The 17,664-nt window shown below is 73.1% G+C and carries 15 protein-coding genes; 9 read left to right on the top strand and 6 right to left on the bottom strand.

The annotated features are described in order from the left end of the window. Positions 1-22 precede the first annotated feature (22 nt). Entirely contained in the window at positions 23-1,423 is a 1,401-nt protein-coding gene (locus J2S59_RS09695) for an NCS2 family permease (RefSeq protein WP_246360174.1), read from the bottom strand. Positions 1,424-1,505: 82 nt separating this feature from the next. On the opposite strand from J2S59_RS09695, the gene J2S59_RS09690 reads away from it, so the two are divergent. Then, complete coding sequence (locus J2S59_RS09690) at positions 1,506-1,808, top strand: DUF2530 domain-containing protein (RefSeq protein WP_246360175.1); 303 nt, start codon at positions 1,506-1,508, stop codon at positions 1,806-1,808. 12 nt (positions 1,809-1,820) lie between these two features. On the opposite strand, the gene J2S59_RS09685 is transcribed toward J2S59_RS09690, so the two are convergent. Then, entirely contained in the window at positions 1,821-2,591 is a 771-nt protein-coding gene (locus tag J2S59_RS09685) for a DUF3027 domain-containing protein (protein ID WP_181641678.1), read from the bottom strand. Between the two features lie 66 nt (positions 2,592-2,657). Between J2S59_RS09685 and J2S59_RS09680 the strand changes: the two genes are divergently transcribed. Beyond that, the gene (locus J2S59_RS09680; protein WP_306825054.1) at positions 2,658-4,049 is read left to right on the top strand and encodes an MFS transporter; all 1,392 of its coding nucleotides are present in this window, start codon (positions 2,658-2,660) and stop codon (positions 4,047-4,049) included. Here J2S59_RS09680 and J2S59_RS09675 read toward each other — a convergent pair. Then, entirely contained in the window at positions 4,046-4,429 is a 384-nt protein-coding gene (locus J2S59_RS09675; protein WP_068119424.1) for a cold-shock protein, read from the bottom strand. The genes J2S59_RS09680 and J2S59_RS09675 overlap by 4 nt on opposite strands. 162 nt (positions 4,430-4,591) lie before the next feature. On the opposite strand from J2S59_RS09675, the gene J2S59_RS09670 reads away from it, so the two are divergent. The 7 genes from J2S59_RS09670 to J2S59_RS09640 are packed head-to-tail and all read left to right on the top strand — an operon-like array spanning position 4,592 to position 15,550. Continuing rightward, the gene (locus J2S59_RS09670; protein ID WP_068119421.1) at positions 4,592-7,357 is read left to right on the top strand and encodes a S8 family serine peptidase; all 2,766 of its coding nucleotides are present in this window, start codon (positions 4,592-4,594) and stop codon (positions 7,355-7,357) included. 35 nt (positions 7,358-7,392) lie between these two features. Beyond that, the gene (locus J2S59_RS09665) at positions 7,393-9,633 is read left to right on the top strand and encodes a helicase C-terminal domain-containing protein (RefSeq protein ID WP_068119418.1); all 2,241 of its coding nucleotides are present in this window, start codon (positions 7,393-7,395) and stop codon (positions 9,631-9,633) included. A 49-nt stretch (positions 9,634-9,682) separates the two neighbouring features. Then, the gene (locus J2S59_RS09660) at positions 9,683-10,132 is read left to right on the top strand and encodes a CGNR zinc finger domain-containing protein (protein WP_068119416.1); all 450 of its coding nucleotides are present in this window, start codon (positions 9,683-9,685) and stop codon (positions 10,130-10,132) included. Further along, positions 10,129-11,769 (top strand): DNA repair helicase XPB, encoded by a 1,641-nt coding sequence (locus J2S59_RS09655; protein WP_306825053.1) that lies wholly within the window; start codon positions 10,129-10,131, stop codon positions 11,767-11,769. The genes J2S59_RS09660 and J2S59_RS09655 overlap by 4 nt, the downstream gene beginning before the upstream one ends. Before the next feature lie 27 nt (positions 11,770-11,796). Beyond that, a complete protein-coding gene (locus J2S59_RS09650) occupies positions 11,797-14,766 on the top strand; it encodes a hypothetical protein (protein ID WP_068116412.1) in 2,970 nt (989 codons plus the stop codon). Then, positions 14,763-14,885, top strand: coding sequence for a hypothetical protein (locus J2S59_RS09645; protein WP_281366681.1), 123 nt, complete (start codon positions 14,763-14,765; stop codon positions 14,883-14,885). The genes J2S59_RS09650 and J2S59_RS09645 overlap by 4 nt, the downstream gene beginning before the upstream one ends. Further along, positions 14,882-15,550: a DsbA family oxidoreductase gene (locus J2S59_RS09640; protein WP_068116410.1), complete on the top strand. Its 669-nt coding sequence runs from the start codon at positions 14,882-14,884 to the stop codon at positions 15,548-15,550. The genes J2S59_RS09645 and J2S59_RS09640 overlap by 4 nt, the downstream gene beginning before the upstream one ends. A gap of 9 nt (positions 15,551-15,559) precedes the next feature. Here the strand turns inward: J2S59_RS09640 and J2S59_RS09635 are convergent, their stop codons facing one another. From J2S59_RS09635 to J2S59_RS09625, 3 genes are read right to left on the bottom strand one after another with little or no spacing between them, the layout of a single operon-like run. After that, positions 15,560-15,925, bottom strand: a complete 366-nt coding sequence (locus J2S59_RS09635) for an NYN domain-containing protein (protein ID WP_068116409.1) — start codon at positions 15,923-15,925, stop codon at positions 15,560-15,562. A gap of 27 nt (positions 15,926-15,952) precedes the next feature. Then, positions 15,953-17,038 (bottom strand): glycosyltransferase, encoded by a 1,086-nt coding sequence (locus J2S59_RS09630; RefSeq protein WP_306825052.1) that lies wholly within the window; start codon positions 17,036-17,038, stop codon positions 15,953-15,955. Continuing rightward, positions 17,035-17,619 (bottom strand): TetR/AcrR family transcriptional regulator, encoded by a 585-nt coding sequence (locus J2S59_RS09625; RefSeq protein WP_306825051.1) that lies wholly within the window; start codon positions 17,617-17,619, stop codon positions 17,035-17,037. Before J2S59_RS09625 ends, J2S59_RS09630 begins: the two co-directional genes overlap by 4 nt. Positions 17,620-17,664 lie beyond the last annotated feature (45 nt).

Genomic DNA, 17,664 nt, shown 5'->3' with positions numbered 1-17,664 from the left:
CAGGACGCGGGGCGCGTGCCGATCAGGTCAGCAGCGCGCGGATCGGCTCGATCGCGAAGTAGGCGACGAACAGGACCGAGACGACCCACATGAGCGGGTGGATCTCGCCGATCTTGCCGCGCACCAGCTTGATCAGGGTGTAGGCGATGAAGCCCGCCCCGATGCCGGCCGAGATGGAGTACGTGAACGGCATCAGCGCGATCGTGAGGAACGCCGGGATCGCGATCTCCAGGTCGTCCCAGTCGATGCCCTTGACCTGCTGCATCATCAGGAAGCCGACAAGGACCAGTGCGGGCACGGCGGCCTCGTTGGGGATGACGGCGACGACCGGCGACAGGATCGTGGTCAGCAGGAAGAGCACACCGGTGACGACGCTGGCCAGACCGGTGCGCGCGCCCTCGGCCACACCCGAGGCGGACTCGATGAAGGACGTGTTGCTCGAGACGCTCGAGGCACCGCCGGCGACGGCCGCCAGCGAGTCCACGACCAGGATGCGCTTGGTGTTGGGCGGGTTGCCCTCGTCGTCGAGGAGCTTGGCCTCGGCGCCGATGGCGGTCATCGTGCCCATCGTGTCGAAGAAGTCGGCCAGCAGCAGGGTGAAGATCAGCAGCAGGACGGTGACGACGCCGGCCGACTCCCACGAGCCGAGCAGGTTGAAGTTGCCGACGAGGCTGAAGTCGGGGACGTCGACGATCTTGTCGGGCAGGGCCGGGACGTTGAGGTTCCAGCCGGTCGGGTTGTCGACGCTCGAGCCGAGCTTGCCGACGCTCTCGACGATGATCGCCACGATCGTCGCCACGACGATGCCGATGAGGATCGCACCCTTCACGCCGCGCACGTAGAGCACGATCATCAGTGCCAGGCCGACCACGAAGACGAGGACCGGCCAGCCCGACAGGGTGCCCCCGATGCCGAGCTCGACGGGGACCGGTCCGTTGCCGGTACGCCGCACGAAGCCGGCGTCGACGAGGCCGATGAGGGCGATGAACAGGCCGATGCCGACACTGATGGCGACCTTGAGCTGGATCGGCACGGCGCGGAAGACCGCCTCGCGGAACCCGGTCAGCACCAGGACGAGGATCACCACGCCTTCGATGACCACCAGTCCCATCGCGTCGGCCCAGGTCATCTGCCCGGCCAGCGAGTAGGCCACGAAGGCATTGAGCCCGAGACCGGCGGCGATCGCGATCGGGAAGTTCGCGACCACGCCCATGAGGATCGACATGACACCGGCGACCAGCGCGGTCGTCGCCGCGATCGTCGCGAAGTCCGCCAGGCTGTCGCCGTTGGCGTCGGTCCCGCCGGAGAGGATGATCGGGTTCAGGACGACGATGTAGGCCATCGTGAAGAAGGTGACGACGCCGCCGCGCACCTCACGGCCCACGGTCGAGCCTCGCTCGGAGATCTTGAAGAAGGTGTCCACGGGAGAGGATCGAACCAGATCGCGGCGCCGCGCGTCGGCCCTGTCCGAAACTGCCACCGTGGCGAGCGATACATTGACAGACGTGGAGGAGCCCGAGCTGCAGACGCACGAGATCGGCAGCCGCACCTACGTCGTCGCCGACGTGGACCCCCTCGACCTCGACGGCGTGCGGACGGTGGCGGTCGGCGCCGGGCTGTGGCTGGTCGCCTTCGTCGGGCTGATCCCGTTCTACGGCCGCCTCGAGGAGACCGACCGCGAGTGGTGGCTGTGGACCTGCCTGGCCGGCTTCGGGCTCGGTGTCATCGGCTGGGACTACTGCCGGCGCCGGCGCAACAACCGGATCGCCCGGCGCGCGGCCGAAGCCGACCGCACTCCTCCTGACTGAGCTCCGGCTGGCTCAGAAGGTCTCGAGCAGCGCCGGGGACTCCTCGTCGAGCACGGGCTCGGGCAGCGGCTCGGGCTGGTGCTTCTTCGACAACCGCACCTCGGAGTGCGCTCCGCAGCCGTGGTCGAAGGAGACGACCCGGCCGTCGTCGTTGGCGTTGCCGTTGGCGCACACGCCGAACAGCCGCGAGAGCGGACCCGCGAGCCGGACGAGGAAGCCGCAGCCCACGCACTGACCGGGGGCGGCCTGCGCGAGCGGGCTCTCAGGGCCCTGGTCGCCGTCGTACCAGCGCTGCGCGGCCTGGTCGCGGCCCTCGATCGAGAGCACACGCGGACGGCCGAGACCGACCTCGTGGATCACGTCGCGCATGGCGTCGCGGTCGACGATCTCGTCCCCGGCCGTCTGCCCCGGCACCAGGCGCGGGTCGTCGGCCTCGACGGGCAGCAGGTCGCCCGGGGACAGGTCACCGGGGGCGACGCGGTCCTTGTAGGGCACCCAGGCCGGCGCCACGATCGCCTCGTCGCCAGGCAGCAGGACCACGTCGTTGACGGTGACGGTGCGCAGCCGCGGCGCCCGGACGACGTCCACGGCCCAGGTCCAGCCGCGGTAGCCGCGCTTGGTGCAGGCGAACAGATGGGTCACCACGCGCTCGGCTTCCGCCTGCACGCCCAGGTGCTCCCCGACCTCGTCGGCGGTGACCTGCTCGAGCAGGGCCGCACGCGCGACGTCGACCGCAGCAGCGGCCACGGCGTCCGGCTTGGACGGGCGGGAGGTGATGACCATGCTCGGATTGTCCCCCATCCCCTGGATCGTTGTCCGCGCGACCCACGCGCCGGGCAAGATGGGCCCATGCCAGAGGCCCCCCACGCACCCCCCGGGCGCGCCCGGCAGGTGGCCACCGGCACCTGGCGCGGGACCGCGCGCGCCGCCCGGGCGACCGGCCGAGGCACCCGCACCGCCGTACGCGGCACGGTCCGTCTGGCGCGCCGCGCGTCGCGGGCCGAGGGAGCCGGCGACTCCGGGCTGTCACGGCTGATCGAGCTGCACGCGGTCAACGCCGCCGCCGACGCCGCGGTCGCGATCTCCTTGGCGGGCACCCTGTTCTTCCAGGTCCCCACCGGCGAGGCGCGCGGTCAGGTCGCGCTCTTCCTCGGCCTGACGATGCTGCCCTTCGCCGTGGTGGCTCCGCTCATCGGTCCGTTGCTGGACCGGTTCGGTCACGGCCGGCGCTGGGCGATCGGCGCGACGATGGCACTGCGCGGGTTCCTCTGCTGGGTCCTCGCCGACGCCGTCGCCAGTGGCTCGGTCGCGCTGTTCCCGGCAGCGCTCGGGGTGCTGGTCGCGTCGAAGGCGTACGGCGTCACCCGCGCCTCCGCCGTGCCCCGGGTGGTGCCGGAGTCGCTGAGCCTGGTGAAGGCCAACTCGCGGATCTCGCTCGCCGGCACGATCGGTGCCGCGGTGTCGGCCCCGATCGCGGTCGGGGCGTCGTTCCTCGGATCCGACTGGTCGCTGCGCTACGCGTTCGCGCTCTTCGTCTTCGCCACGATCCTGGCGATCCTGCTCCCCGCCCGCGTCGACTCGGCCCATGGCGAGGAGCAGCTCGCGCTCGGCTCGGTGGGCGGTATCGGCGCGTCGATGCGCTCGCCGGTGCCCGCCAGCGTGGTCTTCGCCCTGCGGTGCAACGCGGGGTTGCGACTGCTGTCGGGCTTCTTGGTGATGTTCATGGCGTTCCTGCTGCGCGACCAGCCCTTCCCCGGTTGGGAGGACCGCCCCGAGCTGTTGCTGGGCCTGGTCGTCGGTGCGGCGGGCGCCGGGAGCACCACCGGCATCGCCCTCGGATCGCTGCTGCGCAACGTCCGCCCCGAGCTGACCGTGGTCCTCGTGCTCGTGCTCGACGCCGTCGTGGTGGTGCTGGCGGCGTTCCTCTACGGGTTGGTCGTCGCCTCGCTGCTCGGCCTGACCGCCGGGCTGTGCCAGAGCCTGGGGAAGCTGTCCCTGGACGCGCTCATCCAGCGCGAGGTGCCCGAGCGCACGCGCACCAGCGCCTTCGCCCGCTCCGAGACCCTGCTGCAGATGTCCTGGGTGCTGGGCGGGTTCCTCGGTATCGCGCTGCCGCTCATCCCCCGTCTCGGGCTGGGCGTGGTGGCCGCGGTGCTGGCCGCCTGGACGGTGTTCGTGCTGACCCACCGGCCCGGGCGGACCGCGGCCCAGCCGGACCCGACGGCACCCTCGGCGTACTAGGCCTCGAGCTCGTCGGCGAGGGCCCGCAGCAGCTTCGCCGTCGGTCGCGCGGTCTTGGGGTCGGGGTGCCGGCCGTGGCGGTAGCCCTCGCCGAGCCCGTCGAGCAGGCGGATCAGGTCCTCGACGATCGAGACCATCTCCTCGGGCTTCTTGCGCAGCGCCTTGACCACGGACCCGGAGGAGTCGAGCACGCGCAGCTGCAGCGCCTGGTCGCCCTTGCGGCCCTGGGCGATGCCGAACTCCACGCGCATCCCGGCCCGCAGGCTCTCCACCCCGTCGGGGAGTGCCGAGGCGCGGACGAAGACGTCCTCACCGTCCTCGCGCGACAGGAAGCCGAAGCCCTTCTCCGCGTCGTACCACTTGACCTTGCCGATGGGCACCTCGAACGACCTCCTCATGTGGGCGCAGGGGGCGCCGATCCTGTGGTTCCCACTCTATGGGTCGCGGTTGCTCGCGCGCGCATGGGTTTGGGAGCATGGAGAGCCGGCGCCGTGCCCGTTCCGCACGATCTTCCCCCTTTGGCCACCGTGAGGAGGTCCGCCGTGCGCGCGTTGCGACGCCTTTCCACCGCCCTGCTCGCAGGCGGACTCGCCGCGAGCCTCACCGTCGCCGGGGCAGTAGGCGCAGCCACGTCGAGCAGTGCTGCGCCCCTGGCCGAGGTCGGGGACCCGACCGCCGCGACCGGTGGCGCCGTCTACCTGGTCACCGTGCAGAAGGGCGCGCAGGACCGCGTCCTGGCGAGCCTCGACGTCGACCCCCTCTACCGCTACACCCACACGATCGCCGGGTTCAGCGCGCGGCTGGAGCCGGCCGACGTGAAGGCGTTGCGTGCCCGCGCGGACGTCGTACGCGTCGAGCGCAGCACCCGGCAACGCCTGCAGTCCGGGTCCACGACGGACTTCCTCGAGCTCGCCGGCGACACCGGGGCATGGCAGTCGTTGGGCGGACCGGAGCGCGCCGGTGCCGGCGTCGTCATCGGGTCGGTCGACTCCGGGCTGTGGCCGCGCACACCGGCGTTCGCGCCCCTGACCGACGTCGACGCCCGTCCCGCCGGGTTCACCGGCGCGTGCCGCACCGGTGTGGCCGGATCGAACTTCTGCACCACCAAGGTCGTCGCCGCCGACTGGTTCGTGGAGGCCTTCGGCCCCGACGCGATCGCCAGCAACGAGGAGCTCTCCCCGCGCGACACCGTCGGGCACGGCACCCACAGCGCCTCGGTCGCGGCCGGTGGGGCGGGAGTCGACGCCCGGCTCAACGGCCGGCCCTTCGGGCAGGTCTCGGGCATCGCCCCGGCCGCCCGGCTGGCCGTCTACAAGGCGTGCTGGGCGGCCCCCGATCCCGACCAGGACGGCTGCGAGACCGCCGACCTCGTCGCCGCGGTCGACCGCGCGGTGGGCGACGGCGTCGACGTCCTCGACGTGCCCGTCTCCTCCACCCCGGCCGCCCCGTTCGACACCCTCTCCGCCGCGCTGCGCCACGCCGAGCGTCAAGGTGTCTTCGTTGCCACCGCCGCCGGCAACGCCGGGCCCGGGCCCGGCACCGTGCAGCAGCCCGCGCCGTGGGTGACCACCGCCGCAGCGAGCACCCACACCCTGCGTCAGGGCGCCGTCGTCCTCGGCGACGGCACCCGGCTCGTGGGCGCCATGGTGGCGCGGACGCCGGTCGAGTCGACCCGGTTGGTGGCGGCCCGCACGGCGGCCGCGCGCGGCAGCTCCACGCACGACGCGGCGCTGTGCCACCGCGGCAGCCTCGACCCCGCGGCGGTCAAGGACGCGATCGTCGTCTGCCAGCGCGGGGTGATCGCGCGCGTGGAGAAGTCCGCCGCGGTCCGCGACGCCGGCGCCGCGGGGATGGTGCTGACCAACCCCTACCCGCAGGAGCTCCCCACCGACGTGCACTCCGTGCCGTCGGTGCACCTCGACACCGCCGCTGCGCGCGAGCTCCAGCGCTACCTCGACCGCGAGTCCGCCGCGACCGCCGCTCTCGACCCCGCCGCCACCGACAGCACCCCGGTCCCCCAGGTGCTGGCCGCATCGGGACGCGGACCGGCTGACGTCGACGGGGACCTGCTCAAGCCCGACGTGACCGCGCCCGGCTCCGGGGTGCTGGCCGCCGCCAGCCCGCTCAACGGCGACGGCCAGCAGTGGGCGATGCGCACCGGCACGTCGGTCTCCTCCGCCCACGTCGCAGGCCTCGCGGCGCTGCTGCGCTCGGCACGCCCCGGGTGGTCCCCGGCCCAGGTGAAGTCGGCGCTGATGACCACGGCGTACGACGTCGAGGGGCCGAGCTCTCCGCTGACGCAGGGCGCCGGGCACGTCGACCTCGCCCGCGCGCTCGATCCGGGACTCACCTTCGACGTCTCGGCGCGCGCGTTCGCGCGCTACGCCGCGGGCCGGCTGCCGGCGCGGCGGCTGAACCTTCCCTCCGTCGCGGTCGACGACCTGCTCGACACCGCCCTGATCCGCCGCCGGCTGACCAACGTCTCGGGCCGCACCGAGTCCTACAGCGTCAACGCACCCGACCTGCCAGGAGTCCAGGTCACCGCGCGTCCGGCGTCCTTCACGCTCGCGCCCGGCGAGACCCAGACCGTGCGGATCCGGCTCACCCGCACCGCCAACGCCACCCCGGGCGTCGTGACCACCGGCCAGCTCACCTGGGTCGGCCAGACCGACCACGTGGTCCGCGTCCCGGTCGCGGTCCGCCCCGCCGTCGCGGCGTCTCCGGCCGTCGTGCGTGCTCCGTTGACCGCCGGGCGGGTGACCGTCCCGGTGCTGCTGGGAGCCAGCGCCGTACCCGTGCAGGTCGCGGGACTCGTCGGCGCCTTCCCGACCCCGTTCTCCCTCGTGGAGGCCGACGGCGACCGGGACACGCTCGGGGACGGCGACACCGTCGAGATGCCGCTCGCCGTGCCGGCCGGCACTCGATGGCTGCGCGTCGCTGTGGAGACCAACAACCCCCGCGACGACGTCGACCTGACGCTGCTGCGCGGTGACGATGTCGTGGCCGAGGCCTCCGGGCTCGACGCGCGCGAGACCCTCACGCTGCGCGCGCCGCGTCCGGGCGACTACCGCCTCGTGGTCCACGGCGCGCGTGCCGGCAACACCTCGACCGTCACCGGCCGCGTCTACACCTGGACGCTGTCGGACCGGGACGCGGGCAACCTCACCCCTGCCACCCGCACCGTCACCGGCACCTCCGGCGACCGCACCCGGCTCGGCCTGACCTGGCCGCAGCTCGACGGCACCCAGCGGTGGCTGGGCGTGGTCGGGCTCGGCGAGGGTGTCGAGACGATGGTCGAGCTCTCCTGAGACCGTCCCAGGCCGCGTCTCGTATCGTGGTGCGGATGTCCGTCTCCGTCCCGCGCAGCCTGGCCGAGCAGCTCCGCTCCTGGCCCGACGAGCGCCTGGCCACGCTCGTCCGGCACCGTCCGGACCTGGGCGTCCCGGCGCCGCAGGACTCCACCCAGCTGGCGTCGCGCGCCGCCGCTCGCCCGTCGGTGCTGCGCATGCTCGACCAGCTCGACCGGCTGCACCTGACCGTGCTCGAGGCGGCGGTCGTCCTCGGTCCCGGCTGCACGGCACCGCAGGTCGCCGCGATCGTCCACGCCGACCCGGCAGCGACCGCCCGCGCCCTGACCCACCTGCTCGACACGGCCCTGCTCTGGGGCGACGAGCACCACCTGCGCCCGGTGAGCGTGCTGACCGACCTGCTCGGGCCGTTCGCGGCCGGGGCGGGGGACGACGTACGCCGCCCGGTCGACGAGGTCCGCCGGTTGCTCGGCGAGGTCAGCCCGCAGGCTCGCGCGATGCTCGAGCACGTCGAGGGCAGCGGCCTGGTCGGCACCGTCGAGCAGGCCGACCGCCGGGTGAGCGTCGCGCAGGCCCGCACCCCGGTGGAGGAGCTGCTGGCGCGCCGGCTGTTGGTCGCCCGCGACAGCCGCCACGTGAGCGTGCCCCCCGACGTGGTGATCGCGCTGCGTGGCGGACGGACCACGACGTACGACGTGAGCGCCGCGCCTGCGCTGATGACCTCGGAGCGCGACGCCGCCGTGGTCGACCGCGTGGGCGCCGGGGCGGCGAGCGAGTTCGCGCAGCGAGTCGAGCTGCTGCTCGAGACCTGGGGCGCGACACCGCCGTCCGCGCTGCGCTCCGGCGGGGTGGGGGTGCGTGACCTGCGCGCCGCGACGGCGCTGCTCGGTGTGCCCGAGGAGACGACCGTGCTGGTGATCGAGGTCGCGGCTGCCGCCGACCTGCTCGCTGCAGGGCCGACCGACGACCTCGACGCCGCCTGGCTGCCCACCGATGCGTTCGACACGTGGCGCTCGCAGGACACCGCGCAGCGCTGGGCGCGGCTGACGCGCGCCTGGTGGGAGAGTCCACGGCTGGCCGCCGTGGTCGGGTCCAAGGACGGGCGGGGCCGGACCGTCAACGCGCTCGCGGAGGGAGCCGAGCGCACCTGGGCCGTCGACACCCGACGCGAGCTGCTGACCGCGTTGGCCGAGCTCCCGCGCGGCAGCGTCCTCGCCGCGACGACCGGTCCCCCGTCGCTGGTCGCCCACCTGGAGTGGCGCCGGCCCCGCCGGCCCACGGGTCGTGAGGAGCTGGTGACCGTCACGCTCGACGAGGCCGCGAGCCTCGGCGTGGTCGCGCTCGGCGGCGTCACCGCCCACGGCGCGGCGCTGCTCGACGGTGACCCGGCCGGCGTGCTCGCCCCGCTGCTCCCGCCGCCGGTCGACCACATCCTGCTGCAGGCCGACCTGACCGCCGTCGCACCCGGACCGTTGGAGCACGAGCTCGCGACCAAGCTGGCGACCCTCGCCGACGTCGAGTCGCGCGGTGGGGCGACGGTCTACCGGTTCGACGCCTCCTCGATCCGGCGCGCCTTCGACGCCGGTTGGTCCGCGCAGGAGGTGCACTCCTTCATCTCCACGGCCTCGCGCACGCCGGTGCCGCAGCCGCTGGTCTACCTGGTCGACGACGTGTCGCGCAGGTTCGGCACGGTGCGCATCGGCGCCGCGACCGCCTTCGTCCGCAGCGACGACGAGCAGGCCCTGGCCGAGCTCGCCCACGACCCGCGCGCGGCGTCGCTGCGGCTGCGGCTGATCGCGCCGACCGTGCTCGTCACCGACGCGCCGACCGACGTCGTGATGGCCACCCTGCGCGAGCTCGGGGTGGCGCCGGTGCTCGAGGCAGCGGACGGCACCGTCCGCCTCGCCCGCCGCGACACCCAGCGGGCCCGGACCCCGCGCCGGCGCACCTCCCCCGGAGTCGCGCAGGCCCGGGACGCCGCTCGGGTCTCCGCGGTCGTCACCGCCGTGCGCGCCGGTGACCGCGCCGTCGCGGCCCGCCCCACCGGCGGCACACCCGCCCCGAGCACCCCGGCCGCCGTCCTCAGCCAGCTCCGCGACGCGATCGAGTCCGGTCGCACGGTCTGGATCGGCTACACCGACAACGAGGGCGGGGTCAGCGAGCGGATCGTGGAGCCTCGCCGGGTCGACGGCGGCTGGCTCACGGCGTACGACGCCCGATCCGACGACACCCGCGCCTTCGCGCTGCACCGCATCACCGCGGTCCGCTCGATGTAGGACGCGGGCACCCGGTCGGCGGTTGTCGCCGCGTCCGTAGGCTGGAGGCATGGACTTCCTCCCCGCAGCCGAGCGCGCCGCGGCCCTCGTCTCCGGTGGTGCACCGCCCGAGCTGGCCGACTTCGCCGGCGCGTTGCGCCCGGTCTTCGAGGCCGCCGGCGACGGCGACGAGGAGCGTGCGGTCGCCGGGCTCAACGCCCTGCTGGCGCGGTTCCCCGTGCGGCCGGGCATCACCGGCGAGCCCGGGCAGTGGCGCCTCGCCGTGGCCCGCCCCGACGGGCCCCAGGCCGACACCGTCGTCGCCGAGTCCCTGCTGGCGCTGACGATGCTGGTCTGCGACCTCGGCCCGCACCGCCTCGGAGTCTGCGCGGCGCCGGACTGTGAAGCGGCGTACGTCGACGCGTCCCCCAACGCCACGCGGCGCTACTGCTCGGAGCGCTGCGCGTCGCGCACCAACGTGCAGGCCTACCGCGCTCGCCAGCGAGAGGCTCTCGCGTGAGCGACGGACCACTGATCGTCCAGTCCGACAAGACCCTGCTGCTGGAGATCGACCACGAGCGAGCGCAGGACTGTCGCAAGGCCATCGCGCCGTTCGCCGAGCTCGAGCGCTCCCCCGAGCACATCCACACCTACCGACTCACGCCGCTGGGACTCTGGAACGCCCGCGCCGCCGGCTACGACGCCGAGCAGGTGGTCGACACCCTGCTCACCTACAGCCGCTACGCCGTGCCGCACTCCCTGCTGGTCGACGTCGCGGAGACGATGGCCCGCTACGGCCGGCTGCGGCTCGACAAGCACCCGGTCCACGGACTGGTGCTCTCCAGCAGCGACCGTCCGGTGCTCGAGGAGGTGCTGCGGGCCAAGAAGATCAAGGGCATGCTCGGCGAGCGCGTCGACGACGAGACCGTGGTCGTACACCCCTCCGAGCGCGGCAACCTCAAGCAGGCGCTGGTGAAGATCGGCTGGCCGGCCGAGGACCACGCGGGCTACGTCGACGGCGAGGCCCATGCGATCGACCTGGTCGAGGACGGCTGGTCGCTGCGCGACTACCAGCGCGAGGCTGTCGAGTCGTTCTGGCACGGCGGGTCCGGCGTCGTGGTCCTCCCGTGTGGCGCGGGCAAGACGATCGTCGGTGCGGGTGCGATGGCCGAGGCGCGCGCGACCACCTTGATCCTCGTCACCAACACCGTCTCGGCGCGCCAGTGGAAGGCCGAGCTGCTCAAGCGCACGACGCTGACCGAGGACGAGATCGGCGAGTACTCCGGCGCCGTCAAGGAGATCCGCCCCGTCACCATCGCGACCTACCAGGTGCTGACGATGCGCAGGAAGGGCGTCTATCCCCACCTCGAGCTGCTCGACGCCCGCGACTGGGGACTCATCGTCTATGACGAGGTGCACCTGCTGCCCGCGCCGATCTTCCGCATGACCGCCGACCTGCAGGCGCGGCGCCGCATCGGCCTGACCGCGACCCTCGTGCGCGAGGATGGCCGCGAGTCCGACGTGTTCTCGCTGATCGGCCCCAAGCGGTACGACGCCCCGTGGAAGGACATCGAGGCCCAGGGCTGGATCGCCCCCGCCGACTGCGTCGAGGTGCGGGTGACCCTGCCCGACGTCGAGCGGCTCGCCTACGCCACCGCTGAGGCCGAGGACCGCTACCGGCTCGCCGCGTGCACCCGGGTGAAGACCCGTGTGGCCCAGGAGCTCGTCGCGCAGCACCGCGGCCAGCCGACGCTGGTGATCGGGCAGTACCTCGACCAGCTCGACGAGCTGGCCACGGCCCTCGACGCCCCCGTCATCACCGGCGACACCACCGTCAAGGAGCGCGAGCGGCTCTTCGAGGGCTTCCGCACCGGCGAGATCGAGCTGCTCGTCGTCTCGAAGGTCGCGAACTTCTCCGTCGACCTGCCCGGCGCGGAGGTCGCGATCCAGGTCTCCGGTTCGTTCGGCTCCCGCCAGGAGGAGGCCCAGCGCCTGGGCCGGCTGTTGCGTCCGGGCTCGGGCGGCAAGACCGCGCGGTTCTACACCGTCGTCTCCCGCGACACCGTCGACGCCGACTTCGCCCAGAACCGCCAGCGGTTCCTCGCCGAGCAGGGGTATGCCTACCGCATCGTGGATGCGGAGGACCTGCCGGCCTGACGCACCTCGCACCACTACGGTGCGTGCATGCGCTCTGCCCGGATCCTGCAGGTCGTGCTCGTGCTGGCCCTGCTGGCGGGGCTCGGGGGCACGGCGGCGTGGGCGGTCGGCGGAACGCTGGCGATCAGCACCGAGCCGGTCGACGTACCGGTGGAGGACCCGCAGCCGGCCCCGGCCCGCCCACACGTCGCGCCGCCCCGGATCACCGTGACTTCCGCGCCAGACGACCGGCGTACGCAGCTGGCGCTGAGGGAGCTCGAGTCAGCGGTCGCCGACGCACCGGAGACGCGCGGCACCGCGACGCTGCGCGTCGTCGCCGGCGGCGGGGACGACGCGTCCGACACCTACACGCTTCGGGGCTCGGCCGACGACCTGCGCATCGACGGCGCGAGCACAACCGGTGCGGTCCGCGGCATCTACGACCTCGCCGAGCGGGTCCGCGCCGGGCGCCCGGTCGCGCAGGACCTGGGACGCGAGGTCACCTCACGACTGCCGTTCCGGATGGTCGACCTGGGCGCCGCCGGTGTCGAGCCCGATCCGGACCAGTGGGCGTCCGGAGACGACTACTCCCACATCAGCCGCGCGTTCGAGCAGGTGATCCTGCCCGACGCGCCGTACGTCGACGCGGACGCGCTCGCCGAGGCGCGGACGAGTGTCCTGGCGTACGCCGAGCACGTGCTCGCGGCGGGCTACAACGCGATCGCGGTGCCGGGCTTCCTGGAGTACGTCACCTTCGACGGGCTCGGCGTCTACGGCGAGGACGACGACCACGTCGCGCGCGCCGAGGCCATGCGCGAGGCGTTCGGTCCGCTGTGGCGCGAGCTCGACGAGCTCGGGCTCGACGTCCACCTGCGCACCGACATGCTCGCGCTCAGCACCCCGCTGGCGGCGTACCTCGAGGACCGGTTCGGCACCGACACCGAGGACGCCCGGCTCTGGGACGTCTACGCGCAGGGCTTCCGCGAGGTGTACGCCGCGATGCCGTGGCTGGCGGGGGTGGTGATCCGGATCGGCGAGGCCGGACCGGTTTACGACCTGCCCGAGTGGGACTATTCCTCCGCGCTCGAGGTGCGCACGGTGCCGGCCGTGCGCGCGATGCTCCAGGCACTGACGGAGGTCGGCGAGGAGACCGACACCGACGTGGTCTTCCGCAGCTGGAGCGTCGGCGTCGGTGCCGTCGGCGACATGCACACCAACCCCGCGTCGTACGCCGAGGTCCTCGACGGCATCGACTCCGAGCACCTGGTGGTGTCGACGAAGTACACCCTCGGCGACTTCTACTCCCACCTCCCGCTCAACGACACCCTCACCCAGGGTGAGCACCGGCGGATCATCGAGTTCCAGAGTCGCCGGGAGTTCGAGGTCTTCGGGTCGATCCCCAACGACCTCGGCGTGATCTATCAACAGGCGCTGCAGCGCTTCCTCACCGCCAACCCCCGGATCGAGGGCGTCTGGACGTGGACGCAGGACGGTGGCCCGTGGCGCGCGGGACCGATGTCGCTGATGCTCACGGAGGGCTTCTGGCAGCTCTATGACCTCAACACCCAGCTGGCCGCACGCCTCGCGCGCGACCCCGACGTCGATGTTGCGGAGGTGACAGCCGACTGGGCGCGGCGGTGGTTCTCGACGTCGCCGACGACGGTCGCCCTGATCGGCGAGGTGATGGCGGCCTCACGCGAGGCGGTGAGCACGGGCCTCTACATCGGACCGTACGCCGACCTGCGCGTGCGGGCCCTGGGTCTCGAGCCGCCACCGATGATGTGGATCTTCGAGTGGGACATCCTTACCGGTGACAGTGCCGTGCTCGACATCATCTACTCCGTCAGCCGCGACCGGCTCGACGAAGCGATCGCCGAGGGTGAGCACGCTGTCGCGGTCGCCACCCGGATGCGGGACACCCTCGCAGCGACGGATCCGGCCACGTGGCGCGATCCCGCTCTGCGCAACGCTTTCGTCGACTCCCTCGCCTTCCAGGTCGACCTCTTCGAACTGCTCGCCTCCTACCGGACGATGGTGCTGCGGCATGGCCGGTGGCTCGACACCGGCGATGGTCGGGAGGAGTGGGCGGCGGCACGGGACCGGTTCACCTCCGTCGCGGCGAACCACGAACGCACCTATGGCAGCGACCTCGACCACCCGGCGTTCAACCTCACGCCGGCGCGGATCGGGATGGAGCGTGCCGAGCGCGACCTGCTGATGGCGTGGCTCGCGCGGATCGGGCTCGTCGTGCTGGTCGGCTGGCTGGCCGTCGGCGTCGTCCGGCGACGCGGGGCCGCACGCGCACTGCTCGCCGCCGGCCTCCGCCCGTGGCGGGCCGCCGATGCGGTCGCCGGCCTCACCCGAACGCAGCGCATCGCACTGCTCGCCGTGCCCGTCCTCGCCCTGGTCGGCAGCCGGCTTGTGCTGATCTGGTTCGCCGCGCCGACCCACCTGCTCGTCACGGGCCTTGGCTGGCTCGCCCTGGCCGCAGTGACCGCCTTCGCCGTACGCCGCCAGAACGCATGGCCGGTGGTCGCGGCCCTCGGCGGATCCGTGCTCCTGCGCTGCCTCCTCTTGCTGGCCGTGCTCGCGCCTCGCGGACCGGGCGGCTACTGGTTCTCGTTCTGGACCGAGCCGGGCGTGCGTACGGCGTACCTCGTCGTCGCCGCACTCGGATGGGGCTGGGTGCTCGCCGCGCTGGTGTGGGCGCTCGCGCCGCAGGTCGGCGTACGACGCGCGGTTGCCGCGCTCCTCGCGGTGCTGGGTCTCGGCGCGGCGGCCGTCGGCGGGTTGCTCGCCGGGGTGGGACTGGAGCAGGCGCTGACGGCGTGGAACGACCAGATGTCCCTGCTGCCATGGGGGCTCTCGCGCATCCTCGGCATCACGGTGCACCTCGGCATCCCGACCGACCTGCCCGTCGTCGTGCTCGCCGCCGGGGCGGTCCTGCTGGTGCTGGCAACGGCCCTTGCCCTCCCCCGCCGGAATACCCGCTCGCCCGCGGAGGTTCTCGCTGCATGACGACCGACCGCGCCGCTTCCGCGCCCGAGGGCCCCGAGACGCCCGCCGTACCTGTGCTGACGACCCTCGCCGGCGCTGACGACGCAGGCGTCTGCGACATCGACGGGAACTGCGCATGAGCACGCCGTTCCCCACCCGCCCCGACGCCGTGGTGGTCGACGTCTGGAGCGACGTCATGTGCCCGTTCTGCTACATCGGCGACGCGCTGCTCGCGCAGGCCGCGGAGAAGTTCGAGCAGCCGGTCGAGATCCGCTACCACTCCTACCAGCTGATGCCGCACCTGCCGCACGGTGAAGCGGCCGACCTCAACGAGCTGCTGGCCCGGGAGAAGGGCATGTCGCGGGAGCAGGCGCAGTCGATGAACGCCCAGGTGTCCGCCCGCGCCGCCTCCGTCGGTCTGGACTTCCACACCGACCAGGCCATCGCCACCAACACCCGCACCGCCCATCGGCTCACGCACTTCGCCGCCGAGCACGGCAAGCAGCACGCGTTGGTCGACCGTCTCTTCCGCGCGTACTTCTCCGACGGTCTCCACACGGGCGACCGCGAGGTGCTGGCCGACCTCGCCGCCGAGGTGGGACTCGATCGGGACGCGGCGCTCGCGGTGATCGACTCCGACGCCCACAGCGACGCCGTCGACACCGACATCGCCCTCGCCCGGCAGATCGGCATCAGCGGGGTGCCGTTCTTCGTCTTCGACGGCAAGTACGCCGTCTCGGGTGCGCAACCGGTCGAGGCGTTCACCCAGGCGCTCACCACCGCCTGGCAGGACCACGTCGGCTGAGCTCGCGCCTCAGATCTGGTCCCACAGCCAGGTCGGCCCGACGCTGAGGGCACCTGCGCCCTCGACCCGCGCCCGCAGGAAGCGGTCGGCGGTCACGACCGTGACCCGGGCCCCGGTGGCGACGGCATCGCGCGTCGCCTCGACGATCGCGGCGTCGCCATCGGCTGCGGCGTGCACCGTGCGCACGTGTCCGTCGCGACCGGCGCGGTGACCACCCTTGGCCTTGCCCTCCAAGACGAGCACGACCTCGTCGTGGGGCAGGTCGGCGGTCATGAGTGCCTCGTGCAACCGTCGCGCGGCACCGGCGCGGTCCTTCCACCACCCGTCCGGACGCGCGCCGACGACGTTCGCAGCGTCGACCACCAGCACCTGCACGGGGCGAGCGTACGGCGCGGCCGCGGCTCACGCCCGCAGCGGCTGCGCGAGGACCTCCTCGAGATGGGCGACACCGGCGGCGACCGCGTCGGTGGCGCGGATCGTCGCTGCGAGCTCCGCGGCTACGGTCCGGTGCGGGCCTGGTGCGGCGAGCTCCCGGATCACGGTCGCCAGCTCCGCGACGCTCGCGTCCTTCGCAACGACCCGTCCCGCACCGATGGCCTCCAGGCTGGCCCCGACCTGGGGCTGGTCGGTGGTCGGGTCCATCGGCATCACCACAACCGGTACGCCGTGGGCCAGCGCCTGCATCGTCGTCCCGTGACCGCCGTGCCCGATCAGAAGCGTCGCGTGCGGAAGCAACTCGGCGTGCGGGACGAACCGGTGCACCTCGACGCCCGCCGGCACGCGGAGCTCGTCCGGGGCGATCATCGGGCCCGTGGTGACCACGACCCGGTCGGGCAGCCCCGCACACGCGTCGACGACGCGCTGCAGGCAGTCGGCCATCCGGGGGAAGCCGAACGTGCTGAGGCTGACCAGGACCAGCGGCTCCTCCGACGTGACCGTGGCGCCGTCGACCACCGGACCCACCTGACGGACCTGCGGGTCGTCGACGGGGTCGAGCGCCGGCAGGGTGGTCAGGAGCCGCGACCGTGCGGCCGCCACCGCACGGCGTGGTCGACGTCCGCTCGCCGTCAGCGCCAGGGCCAGCGGTCCAGCCAGGACGCCCGCGCGGAAGTAGGCGTCGTAGAGGTGCTCGAGGACGACGAAGTCGATCCCCCGGCGCCGCAGCACGTCCATCACCCCGATGAGGAAGCAGTCGACGACGACCAGGTCGGCGGGTCGGCGCTCGAGCGTGGCGCACAGGTCACGCCCCATCCCCCGGTCGCCGAAGGTCCGGACGAACGACATCATCGAGTGCGGTCCGGCTGCGTCGAAGGACCGTGCCCGCGGCGCGTCGATCACCTCGAAACCCGCACGGTTGAGCGGTTCTCGCTGCGCCGCGTGGCCGATGAACCGCACGGCATGTCCGCGGTCGGCGAGACCACCGGCGAGCGCGAGTGCCGGTGGCACGTTGCCCCCACCGTCCCAGGTCACGAAGACGATCTCGCTCACGACCCCTCCTCCCGCAGCAGCGCCTCGACCATCCGGCGTACGGCGGCCTCGGTCGCGCGCCGCGAGAGGCGGCGGTCCCGGCGCAGCAATTTCCAGGTGTAGACGTCCGTCGCCACGATGAGCAGGTCGATCAGCTCGTCGGCGTCTGCTCGACCGACCAGGAGCGGTGCGAAGACCTCGCGGACCCAGGCGCGATGGATCCGCCGGCCGTCGCGCACCACGCGGGTGGCGAACTCCTCCTGCCCCTCCTGCGCGAGCAGGACCAGGACGCCGTCACCGCGCTTCTCGTAGTGTGCGACGACCTGTGCGACAGCAGCCGCGACGTCGCCGGCCGGCGCCCGCCGCTCCGCCACGACCTCCTGCTGGGCCTCGACGAGGGCGGTCTCGATCAACGCCGCTCGGTTGCCGAAGTGTCTCAGGATGGTCTGCACGCTGGTCCCGGCGCGGTCGGCGACGTCGCCCAGCCCGATCGAGCTCGCCGGTCGGCTCAGGTGCAGCGCGATCGTCGCATCCAGAATTGCCCGCCGGGTGCGCTCGACCGCCTCGGCACGCGCGGTCATCGCGTAGGGACGGCTGCTCACCTGTTCAGTGAACGCCCCACGCAGATTTCATGTCAATGGTGGTTA

It is taken from the genome of Nocardioides massiliensis (genome assembly GCF_030811215.1).
In the GTDB taxonomy this organism is placed as follows: Bacteria; Actinomycetota; Actinomycetes; order Propionibacteriales; family Nocardioidaceae; genus Nocardioides_A; species Nocardioides_A massiliensis.
The sequence above is the reverse complement of the archived record's forward strand: the minus strand, read 5'-3'. Positions and strand labels throughout refer to the sequence as shown.

Coding starts and splice junctions, on each gene's coding strand:
- J2S59_RS09645 (WP_281366681.1), top strand. CDS start 14,763: ATGACGACCGACCGCGCCGCTTCCGCGCCCGAGGGCCCCGAGACGCCC.
- J2S59_RS09640 (WP_068116410.1), top strand. CDS start 14,882: ATGAGCACGCCGTTCCCCACCCGCCCCGACGCCGTGGTGGTCGACGTC.
- J2S59_RS09680 (WP_306825054.1), top strand. CDS start 2,658: ATGCCAGAGGCCCCCCACGCACCCCCCGGGCGCGCCCGGCAGGTGGCC.
- J2S59_RS09650 (WP_068116412.1), top strand. CDS start 11,797: ATGCGCTCTGCCCGGATCCTGCAGGTCGTGCTCGTGCTGGCCCTGCTG.
- J2S59_RS09685 (WP_181641678.1), bottom strand. CDS start 2,591: ATGGTCATCACCTCCCGCCCGTCCAAGCCGGACGCCGTGGCCGCTGCT.
- J2S59_RS09660 (WP_068119416.1), top strand. CDS start 9,683: ATGGACTTCCTCCCCGCAGCCGAGCGCGCCGCGGCCCTCGTCTCCGGT.
- J2S59_RS09665 (WP_068119418.1), top strand. CDS start 7,393: ATGTCCGTCTCCGTCCCGCGCAGCCTGGCCGAGCAGCTCCGCTCCTGG.